We start from the raw sequence: 11,164 nt of genomic DNA, 5'->3' as shown, positions 1-11,164 counted from the left end.
CAATTATTCATCCCTCAAGGCTAAATAGATATCCTGCCGCTGGCCGTCGCGTTCGACGGTCAGCGTTATTTCGCTAAGCTCGGGGAGCTGTTTTAATGCTTGCTGAGCCTGCTGCCGATCGCGGAGATCGAGACCGTTCAGAGCGACCGCCAGATCGTTTTCCTGTAATCCGGCCTGGCGAAAAAGAGTGGGGTCTTTGCCCGGATTAAGTCGATATCCGCTGAGCTGCTCATTGACCATAATCGGGGAAATATTGAGATAGTTGAGAATATTTTGCGGCCGCTCGCGCACCTGCTTAATCCACTCTTTCGCCGGCGGCGTCGGGGCGGATTTCACCGCTGCGCCAGCGTCGTCAAAGAGCGGTATCGCTTCGTTTCTGCCCCGATAGTTAACGATCAGGCGATCGTTAAGAATGGCGACTATTTTGGCTTCGTTACCCGGGATGCTGTCGCCAACGCCCAGGCTAACCTGTTGATTCCCTTTCGCCACGATGGCAATTGAACGTGCGGCATCGCTGCTGGCGAGCAGGCCGGTGATCCGCAGCTTGAGGGCGGAGAGTGGCGCCTCGGCCAGGGTTTTACCGTCGGCTGAACCGTCCGCTGGCGGCGGCGTTTTTTCCGCATTGCCAAATAGCGTAAACGGCGCTAATTCGTCTGGCCGAATAGCCGCCGGGGAAGGTAAAACCGCCGCGGCGTTAATCGTTATAGCCGCAGAGTCTACAGGGAATATAATCCGCCAGCTTAATTTGGCGAGCTGCTGAGCAATAGGTAATAACATGACGAACATCACAATATGAGGCGCGTTGTTTATTATCGTTTTATTTGTTAGTGTTAACCTCATCACAGAAAAAGGTATTTTAATTCTTTTTCTCATCCTGTTTTCCCCGGGGCGGTCGCGATCCCTACCTTTATTGGTGGGTGGCTTTTTATATTTAAATCTTTTATTGCGAAATTCTCGGTGAGTCGCCGCAAAGCATAATGAGTTTCGCTATCCGGGTCGTCATTCCCTTTTTATTTTTACTCCCCCGGCCGCCTACGCCCCCCCATTAATTGCTAATGGATGATTGAATCGCTGAAAGCAAAAATATCTAATTGCGGCGCTTTACAGATAAACATCTTTTCTTACCTTTCATAATTTATTAAGCATATTAGGGACTATCGAATGCTCAGATATACCTGTAATGCCCTATTCCTTGGCTCGTTGGTTTTACTTAGCGGCTGCGATAATAGTTCTTCATCTTCTTCCTCTGGCTCACCCGACACGCCCGATAATCAGGATGTTGTCGTTCGTTTACCCGATGTGGCGGTTCCCGGTGAAGCTGCCACGGCTTCCTCTCAGCAGGCGGTCATTCATCTGGTTGATATTGCTGGCATTACCAGCGCCACTGCCGCGGATTACAGCACCCGGAATCTCTATCTCTGGAATAATGAAACCTGCGATGCGCTCAGCGCCCCGATGACGGACTGGAATGACGTCAGCACCACGCCGAGCGGCAGCGATAAATACGGCCCGTACTGGGTGATTCCGCTCAATAAAGAGAGCGGCTGCATCAACGTTATCGTCAGAGACGGCACCAACAAGCTGATCGATAGCGATCTGCGCGTGTCGTTCAGCGACTTTACCGACCGCACGGTCTCGGTTATTGCCGGCAGCAGCTCGCTGTATGATACCCGCGCGGATGCGTTTCGCGCCGCGTTTGGCGTGGCGCTTGCTGAGGCCCACTGGGTCGATAAGACCACCCTGCTGTGGCCGGGCGGCGAGGGCAAACCGATCGTTCGCCTGTACTACAGCCACAGCAGCAAAGTGGCCGCCGATAGCGAAGGCAAATTTACCGACCGCTATCTGAACCTGACTCCCACCACCGTCAGCCAGCAGGTGAGCATGCGCTTCCCGCAGCTCTCCAGCTACACCGCGTTTAAGCTTCCGGATAATGCGCCGGTCGATGAGCTGCTGCAGGGCGAAACGGTGGCGATCGCCGCCGAGAAGGACGGTATTCTGATCTCCGCCACCCAGGTGCAGACGGCGGGCGTGCTGGACGACGTCTACGCGCAGCCGGCGGAGGCCCTTAGCTACGGGGCGCAGGTGAGCGATGGCGGGGTTAATTTCCGCCTGTGGGCGCCGACCGCGCAGCAGGTCGATCTGGTGCTGTATAGCGCCGATAAAAAGGTGCTCGCCAGCCATCCGATGACCCGCGACGCGGCCTCGGGCGCCTGGGCATGGCAGGGCGGAAGCGATCTGAAGGGGGCCTTCTACCGCTATGCGCTGACGGTTTACCACCCGCAGTCGCGCAAGGTTGAACAGTACGAGGTGACCGACCCGTACGCCCATAGCCTCTCCACCAACTCGGAGTACAGCCAGGTTGTCGATCTAAACGACAGCGCGCTCAAGCCTGACGGTTGGGATAGCCTGGCGATGCCTCACGCGCAGAAAACCAAAGCCGATCTGGCGAAGATGACCATCCATGAATCGCATATTCGCGACCTTTCTGCCTGGGACAGCACCGTTCCGGCCGAGCTGCGCGGTAAGTATCTGGCGCTCACCGCTCAGGACAGCAACATGGTGCAGCACCTGAAAAAGCTCTCCGCCTCCGGGGTGACCCACGTTGAGCTGCTGCCGGTGTTCGATCTGGCGACGGTCAACGAGTTCAGCGATAAAGTTGCCGACATCCAGCAGCCGTTCAGCCACCTCTGCGAAGTCAACAGCGCGGTGAAGAGCAGCGAATTTGCCGCCTACTGCGCCAGCGGTTCGACGGTGGAAGAGGTGCTTAATCAGCTCAAGCAAAGCGATAGCCAGGATAACCCGCAGGTTCAGGCGCTGAATAGCCTGGTGGCGCAAACCGATTCCTACAACTGGGGCTACGATCCGTTCCACTACACGGTGCCGGAAGGCTCTTACGCCACGAACCCGGAAGGAACCGCGCGGATCAAAGAGTTCCGTACCATGATCCAGGCGATTAAGCAGGATCTGGGAATGAACGTGATCATGGACGTGGTGTACAACCACACCAACGCCGCCGGGCCAACTGACCGGACTTCGGTGCTGGATAAAATCGTCCCCTGGTACTATCAACGTCTGAACGAAACCACCGGAAGCGTGGAATCGGCAACCTGCTGCTCGGACTCCGCGCCGGAACATCGGATGTTCGCCAAGCTTATCGCCGACTCGCTGGCGGTATGGACCACCGATTACAAAATTGACGGCTTCCGTTTCGACCTGATGGGCTATCACCCGAAAGCGCAGATCCTCTCGGCGTGGGAGCGGATGAAGAGCTTAAATCCGGATATCTACTTCTTCGGCGAAGGCTGGGACTCCGGGCAGAGCGACCGTTTCGAAATCGCTTCGCAGATCAATCTCAAAGGTAGCGGGATCGGCACCTTCTCCGATCGTCTGCGCGACTCGGTGCGCGGCGGCGGTCCGTTTGACTCCGGCGATGCGCTGCGCCAGAACCAGGGGATCGGCAGCGGCGCCGGCGTATTGCCTAACGAGCTCACCAGCCAGAACGAAGATACGGTGCGCCACCTTGCCGATCTGACGCGTCTGGGCATGGCCGGCAACCTCGCCGACTTTGTGATGATCGATAAAGACGGCGCGGTGAAAAAGGGCAGCGAGATCGACTACAACGGCGCGCCGGGGGGCTATGCGGCTGACCCGACGGAGGTTGTTAACTACGTTTCGAAGCACGATAACCAGACGCTGTGGGACATGATCAGCTACAAAGCCGCGCAGGAGGCCGACCTTAATACCCGCGTGCGGATGCAGGCGGTATCGCTGGCGACGGTAATGCTGGGCCAGGGGATCGCCTTCGATCAGCAGGGTTCAGAGCTGCTGCGCTCTAAATCCTTCACCCGCGACTCCTATGATTCCGGCGACTGGTTTAACCGCGTCGATTACGCCATGCAGGACAACAACTTTAACGTCGGGATGCCGCGCAGCAGCGATGACGGCAGCAACTACGATCTGATTTCCCGCGTTAAGGAGATGGTGGCGACTCCCGGCGAGCCGGAGCTGCAGCAGATGACCGCGTTCTACCAGGAGCTGACCCAGCTGCGTAAATCATCCCCGCTCTTCACCTTAGGTGACGGCAGCGCGGTGATGAAGCGCGTCGATTTCCGCAATACCGGCGCCGACTCGCTGGCTGGCCTGCTGATCATGACCATCGATGACGGCGTCCAGGCGGGCGCAAGCCTCGACGGCCGGGTGGATGGCCTGGTCGTGGCGATCAACGCGGCGCCTGAGAGCCGGACCCTCCATGATTTCAATGGTGAAAACCTGCAGCTGAGCGCCATTCAGCAGGCGGCGGGAGAGGGGTCGCTGGCGAACGGCGTCGAGATCGCTGCCGATGGCGCGATTACGCTACCGGCCTGGTCCGTGGCGGTGCTGGAAAAACCGCAGGGCGACGCGCAGGGCGCTGGCCTGCCGGTAAGCAGCAAATAAAGCATCTCTTTAGCTGACCTGCATTCACGGGGTCAGGCAGCCCGGCGCTCGGCGTCGGGCTGCGATTCTTTCGCTATCAGGAGAAAGGGTGTGATGATTCGCCATGATGAAGAGTGCCCGATGCCCGCGGTGAGCGTCCGGGAGGCGGGATCGCCGGTGATGGTTGGTACAATGGTGCAGGTTCCCTGGCTTACCGTTCCGCTCTACGCCGCGCTATTTATCGCGCTGGGCTGGTTTGGCGGCGAGCAGTGGCGAAACGCGCCGGTCGCGCAAAAGCCGCTGGTGCCGGTGGCGCACGCGGCGCTGGTGCCGCTTAGCCAGCCTGCACCGCAGCAGGCGGCCTCCGTACCGGTATCTGCTCCGACAAAGCAAAAGGCGCAGGCCAGCGTCGAGGAGGAGAGCCCGCAGGAGGAGGATTATTTACCGGCATTACGCTACAGCGCGCATATCTACGCCTCGAGCGAGGATAAGCGCACGATTGTGATCAACGGTCAAAGCTGGCAGGAAGGGCAATCGCCGCTGCCGAATCTGGTGATTGATCAGATTCAGCAGGATTTAACCGTGTTTAGCTTTAAGGGCAATACGTTTACTCTGGCGGCGTTGGATGACTGGCCGGGAGGTATTATTGCGGATAGTCCACAGGGGCAATAAATTAGGCGCCAATAAAACGCAAAATAAGCGGCTGCGACATTTTATGCGCGATCTAAGCCGGCAATAAAGGGCGCCAGCTGGCGATTAAACTGACTGCATTTGGTTGTTTCCGGAGTGCTGTCCTGCTGCAGCTGTTGATACATCTGCGCGCTGCGCTGAGCCAGGGTTGCGTAATCGATATTTCCCCATCCTCTTTTTTTCCCGACATTCCACGCGGCCTGGGTGAGGGCTTCATCTGCGGGCAGATCGCTGCGATTGCATTTGTTCTTCAGATAGCGGGCGCCTGCGGCCACCGACGAGAGCTGCTCAAGCTGCGCCTCGCTGCTGACGCCAGAGCTTAACGTTGAGGAGCTATTCTGCTGACACCCTGAAAGCGCGGCGATCATGATAAGCGGAAATATAACGAAAGTTCGCATAATATTAAGCTGGAATGGTTAACTGAAGGCTAGTTTAACAAATATTTCCCCGCTGTCATCAGTAAATATTATTATATATAGTTAAGCGCCTCTCACTTTTATCCACGGATGGTTTAAGATTTACCTTTACTTACGAGAAAAATATTTATTGTCACAGTCCGAATATAATATTTCGTGTGCCGGGAAGTTTTCGTTTTTATCCGCAGCGCGGGGGCCGAAAAGCGTGAAGCGCACGGGGCGGCGGGGCGCATTTTTTATGCTATTAAAAAACATAATATTTTCCCTTTTGTTACGCTTTGGCGGGGTAAAATGCTGGTTAAGCATATCCTGGTTTAGTGCTATCCTGTGTTCCCTGGACGATTAGTGCTATGTCCCAAAATTCTCTGCAGGTGAAGTATGTAACATGATGATTTATTTTATGATTTTTTTAACTAAACTCATGAGAATCGATCATAGCTGCGCCGTGAGACGCTGACTGCGCGAAGTACAGTCAATAGATGGTCGCCTGCAGGAATAAGACCCCACGGGCGTGAATTTGAGAGATATCTTCTTCCTCTGGCAGGGGGAAGCATTGAGAATCAGGCTTTTACGCCTGAAAGTTGCGGAGAAAAAGCATGGCGGGAGATGACCGCGAGCCTATCGGACGTAAGGGTAAACCCTCGCGTCCGGCAAAACAAAAAGTGACTCGTCGTCGGGTTCGGGACGAGGACTATGACGATGATTACGACGACGATTATGAGGACGAAGAGCCGATGCCGAAGAAAGCGAAAGGCAAAGGTAACAAGCCTCGGCGTAAACGTACCTGGCTGTGGCTGTTGATCAAGCTGGGTATCGTTGTCGCGGTGCTGGTTGCCGCCTATGGCGTCTACCTCGATCAGAAGATCCGCAGCCGCATTGACGGCAAGGTTTGGGAGCTTCCGGCGGCAGTGTATGGCCGGATGGTCAACCTTGAGCCCGATATGCAGGTCAGCAAAAACGAAATGGTGCGCCTGCTGAACGCCACGCAGTATCGTCAGGTGAGCGCGATGACGCGCCCGGGCGAATACACCGTGCAGGCCAACAGCATCGAGATGATTCGCCGTCCGTTTGATTTCCCGGACAGTAAAGAAGGGCAGGTGCGCGCGCGTCTGACCTTTGATGGCGATCGTCTGGAAACGATCGAGAACATGGAGAATAACCGCCAGTTTGGCTTCTTCCGCCTCGATCCGCGGCTGATCACCATGCTGCAGTCGGCCAACGGCGAGCAGCGCCTGTTCGTTAAGCGCAGCGGCTTCCCGGACCTGCTGGTTGATACTCTGCTGGCTACCGAAGACCGCCACTTCTACGAGCATGACGGGATCAGCCTGTACTCGATTGGTCGTGCGGTGCTGGCTAACCTGACGGCGGGGCGCACGGTGCAGGGCGCCAGTACCCTGACCCAGCAGCTGGTGAAAAACCTGTTCCTCTCCAGCGAGCGCTCCTACTGGCGTAAGGCCAACGAAGCCTATATGGCGCTGATCGTTGACGCCCGTTACAGCAAGGATCGGATCCTCGAGCTGTATATGAACGAGGTGTACCTCGGTCAGAGCGGCGATAACGAAATTCGCGGCTTCCCGCTGGCCAGCCTTTATTACTTTGGCCGCCCGGTGGAAGAGCTGAGCCTTGACCAGCAGGCTCTGCTGGTGGGGATGGTAAAAGGCGCATCGATTTACAACCCGTGGCGTAATCCGAAGCTGTCGCTGGAGCGTCGTAACCTGGTTCTGCGTCTGCTGCAGCAGCAGAACGTTATCGACCAGGAGCTGTACGACATGCTGAGCGCCCGTCCTCTGGGCGTGCAGCCGCGCGGCGGCGTCATTTCTCCGCAGCCGGCGTTTATGCAGATGGTGCGTCAGGAGCTGCAGGCGAAGCTGGGCGATAAGGTGAAAGATCTCTCCGGCGTGAAGATCTTTACGACCTTCGATTCCGTGGCGCAGGACGCGGCGGAAAAGGCGGCCACCGAAGGGATCCCGGCGCTGAAGAAGCAGCGTAAGCTGCCGGATCTGGAAACCGCGATGGTGGTCGTTGACCGCTATACCGGCGAGGTGCGGGCCATGGTCGGCGGCGCGGAGCCGCAGTTTGCGGGCTATAACCGCGCGATGCAGGCCCGTCGTTCGATTGGTTCTCTGGCCAAGCCGGCGACCTATCTGACCGCGTTAAGCCAGCCGAACCAGTACCGTCTGAATACCGCCATTGCCGATGCGCCGGTGACGATTCGTCTCTCCAACGGCCAGACCTGGTCCCCGCAGAACGACGATCGTCGCTTTAGCGGCCAGGTGATGCTGGTTGACGCGCTGACGCGTTCGATGAACGTGCCGACGGTCAACCTCGGGATGGCGCTGGGCCTGCCGGCGGTGATCGATACCTGGGTTAAACTGGGGGCGCCGAAAGACCAGCTCAGCCCGGTCCCGGCGATGATCCTCGGGGCGCTGAACCTGACGCCAATTGAAGTGGCGCAGGCGTTCCAGACCATCGCCAGCGGCGGTAACCGCGCGACGCTGTCGGCGCTGCGTTCGGTGATTGCCGAAGATGGCACCGTCCTGTATCAGAGCTATCCGCAGGCTGAGCGGGCGGTTCCTGCGCAGGCCGCATACATGACGCTGTGGACCATGCAGCAGGTTGTGCAGCGCGGCACCGGTCGCCAGCTTGGGGCGAAATATCCGGGCCTGCATCTGGCAGGGAAAACCGGGACCACCAACAACAACGTCGATACGTGGTTCGCCGGTATCGACGGAAGCCAGGTGACGATTACCTGGGTGGGTCGCGATAACAACCAGCCGACGAAGCTGTACGGTGCCAGCGGTGCGATGTCGATTTATCAGCGCTATCTGGCCAACCAGACGCCAACGCCGCTGGTGCTGACGGCGCCGGAAGACGTGGTGGATATGGGCGTCGACGGCAGCGGTAACTTCGTCTGCAGCGGCGGGGTGCGTACTCTGCCGGTATGGACTACCGCGCCGGATGCGCTCTGCCGTCAGGGTGAGCAGATCCAGCAGCAGCAGCTTGAGCAGCAGCAGCAGAACAATCCGTTTAATCAGTCCGGTCAGCAGCCTCAGCAGCAGCAGCCGGCGACCCAGCAGCCGCCGAAGCAGGAAAAAAGCGACGGCGTTGCGGGCTGGATTAAGGATATGTTCGGCAGTAATTAACGATCCGCCTGCTTCTGCAGGGTGCCTCGCTGCGGCCTGCAAGCCGTGCGAATAGGTTGTTACAAGATTAGCCCTCTGATACTTCAGTATTAGAGGGCTTTTTCATTTCTGTAGATTACTTAACAGTCACTTAACCCCACAATTACCGTCTGGTTATTTATTCAGCCTTTGGCATCTCAGCAGGGGCATATCGCTTGCCTTGCATTTCGCGTTTCGCCTATTATGTCAGCCGTCATAATAATAATTCTCGTTTACGTTATCATTCACCTTTATCAGAGATCTACCAATGGCGCGTCCAAAAACTGCTCAGCCAAATCACTCGCTGCGTAAAATCGCAGTCGTAGTAGCCACGGCGGTTAGCGGCATGTCTGTCTATGCACAGGCGGCAGTTGAACCGAAAACAGAAGAAACTATTACCGTTATCGCGGCTCCCGTCAGCCAGGAAAGCGCCTGGGGACCGGCTCCGACTATCGCGGCAAAGCGCTCTGCAACTGCCACCAAAACCGATACCCCGATTGAAAAAACGCCGCAGTCGATCTCCGTGGTGACCCGCCAGGAAATGGACATGAAGCAGCCGACAACGGTGAAAGAAGCGCTGGCCTATACGCCGGGCGTTTTCTCCACTCGCGGCAGCTCAACGACCTATGACGTGGTGACAATTCGCGGCTTTACGACCTCGACAACGGTGAACACCAACCAGTATCTGGATGGCATGAAGCTGCAGGGGAATAACTACTCTGAAGTGTCGATGGACCCCTACTTCCTCGAGCGCGTGGAAGTGATGCGCGGACCAACCTCCGTGCTGTACGGTAACAGCAACCCTGGCGGCATCGTCAGCATGGTCAGCAAGCGCCCGACGACCGAGCCGCTGAAAGAAGTTCAGTTCAAAATGGGTACCGATAACCTGTGGCAGACGGGGTTCGATTTTAGCGATGCGATTGATGATAACGGCGTATGGTCCTATCGCCTGACCGGCCTGGGCCGCAGCCAGGATGCGCAGCAGCAGATGGCGAAATCGACCCGCTACGCGGTGGCGCCCTCCTTTAGCTGGCGTCCGGATGATAAAACCGACTTCACCTTCCTGAGCAACTTCCAGAACGATCCGTATGCGGGCTACTACGGCTGGCTTCCGCGTGAAGGGACCGTGGTGCCGTACTACGACGCTAACGGTAACGCGCACAAGCTGCCGACCGATTTCAACGAAGGCGAGCCGAGCAACAAGATGTCGCGCCGCCAGCAGATGGTGGGCTACAGCTTCTCACACCAGTTTGACGAGACCTTTACCGTTCGTCAGAACCTGCGCTATGCCGACGTCAATACGCTCTATCGCTCCGTTTACGGCAACGGCTACACGGCGCCGGGACAGATCAACCGCGCCTACGTGCGCTCTGATGAGCATCTCAACACCTTCACCGTTGATACCCAGCTGCAGTCCGACTTTGCTACCGGCGCGGTGGACCATAAGCTGCTGACCGGCGTGGACTATTCGCGCATGCGCAACGACGTCAATGCCGACTACGGTTCTGCGGATCCGATCGGCATGTCCAATCCGCAGTACGGTAATCCAAACGTCTCGGTGTACTTCCCGTACGCGGTGCTCAACCGGATGGAGCAGACCGGCCTCTATGCCCAGGATCAGATGGAGTGGGATAAGTGGGTGATGACGCTGGGCGGACGCTATGACTACGCCACGACCTCTACGCTGACGCGCGCCACTAACGTTCTGGCCGAAAATCACGACCAGCAGTTTACCTGGCGCGGCGGTATTAACTATCTGTTCGACAACGGTATCTCTCCATACTTCAGCTACAGCCAGTCGTTTGAGCCGGTTTCAGGCTCGGGCCTCGACGGCAAACCGTTCGATCCGTCGCGCGGCGAGCAGTATGAAGCGGGCGTGAAATACGTGCCGAAAGATATGCCGGTAGTGGTGACCGCGGCGGTGTACCAGCTGACCAAGGATAAAAACCTGACGGCAGATCCGCGCAACCCGACGTTTAGCATTCAAACCGGCGAGATCCGCGCGCGCGGCCTGGAGCTGGAGGCGAAAGCGGCGGTGAACGCCAATATCAACCTCACCGCAGCCTATACCTACACCGATGCTGAGTACCAGCACGACACCGTATTTAACGGCAAACGTCCGGCGGAAGTTCCGCGCAATATGGCGTCGCTGTGGGCGGATTACACCTTCCACGAAACCGCGCTGAGCGGCCTGACGGTCGGCGCCGGCGCGCGCTACGTTGGCTCTACGGTCAGCTACTACAAAAACGATACCGCCGATGCGAAGCAGAATGACTCCTTCGGCGTCGCGGGCTACGCGTTGATGGATGCGACGGTGAAATACGATCTGGCGCGCTTTGGTTTACCGGGCTCGTCGGTGGGTATCAACGTCAATAACCTGTTCGATCGTGAGTACGTTTCCAGCTGCTATAGCGAATATGCGTGCTACTGGGGCGCAGGTCGTCAGGTCATTGCGACCGGAACCTTCCGTTTCTAATCTTCCGT

General features: G+C 57.4%; 6 protein-coding genes. 4 read left to right on the top strand and 2 right to left on the bottom strand.

The genetic code is table 11. From position 1 onward, the window contains the following. Positions 1 to 3 precede the first annotated feature (3 nt). A complete protein-coding gene (gene gspC, locus HCK03_RS21900) occupies positions 4 to 855 on the bottom strand; it encodes a type II secretion system protein GspC (RefSeq protein WP_228283798.1) in 852 nt (283 codons plus the stop codon). 306 nt (positions 856 to 1,161) lie between these two features. Here gspC and pulA point away from each other — a divergent pair, with 306 nt between their 5' ends. Together pulA and gspB are read left to right on the top strand one after the other, a co-directional pair. Continuing rightward, positions 1,162 to 4,434, top strand: coding sequence for a pullulanase-type alpha-1,6-glucosidase (pulA, locus tag HCK03_RS21895; protein ID WP_167692180.1), 3,273 nt, complete (start codon positions 1,162 to 1,164; stop codon positions 4,432 to 4,434). Between the two features lie 90 nt (positions 4,435 to 4,524). After that, complete coding sequence (gene gspB / locus HCK03_RS21890; RefSeq protein WP_404652905.1) at positions 4,525 to 5,085, top strand: type II secretion system assembly factor GspB; 561 nt, start codon at positions 4,525 to 4,527, stop codon at positions 5,083 to 5,085. Positions 5,086 to 5,126: 41 nt separating this feature from the next. Here the strand turns inward: gspB and gspS are convergent, their stop codons facing one another. Next, complete coding sequence (gspS, locus tag HCK03_RS21885) at positions 5,127 to 5,501, bottom strand: type II secretion system pilot lipoprotein GspS (protein ID WP_167692179.1); 375 nt, start codon at positions 5,499 to 5,501, stop codon at positions 5,127 to 5,129. Between the two features lie 614 nt (positions 5,502 to 6,115). Here gspS and mrcB point away from each other — a divergent pair. Both mrcB and fhuA read left to right on the top strand, forming a co-directional pair. Continuing rightward, positions 6,116 to 8,662 (top strand): bifunctional glycosyl transferase/transpeptidase, encoded by a 2,547-nt coding sequence (gene mrcB, locus HCK03_RS21880; protein ID WP_041144112.1) that lies wholly within the window; start codon positions 6,116 to 6,118, stop codon positions 8,660 to 8,662. Positions 8,663 to 8,948: 286 nt separating this feature from the next. Beyond that, positions 8,949 to 11,156, top strand: coding sequence for a ferrichrome porin FhuA (fhuA, locus tag HCK03_RS21875; protein WP_041144113.1), 2,208 nt, complete (start codon positions 8,949 to 8,951; stop codon positions 11,154 to 11,156). Positions 11,157 to 11,164: the final 8 nt, after the last annotated feature.

It is taken from the genome of Klebsiella terrigena, from assembly GCF_012029655.1.
GTDB classification, from domain to species: domain Bacteria; phylum Pseudomonadota; class Gammaproteobacteria; order Enterobacterales; family Enterobacteriaceae; genus Klebsiella; species Klebsiella terrigena.
The sequence above is the reverse complement of the archived record's forward strand: the minus strand, read 5'-3'. Positions and strand labels throughout refer to the sequence as shown.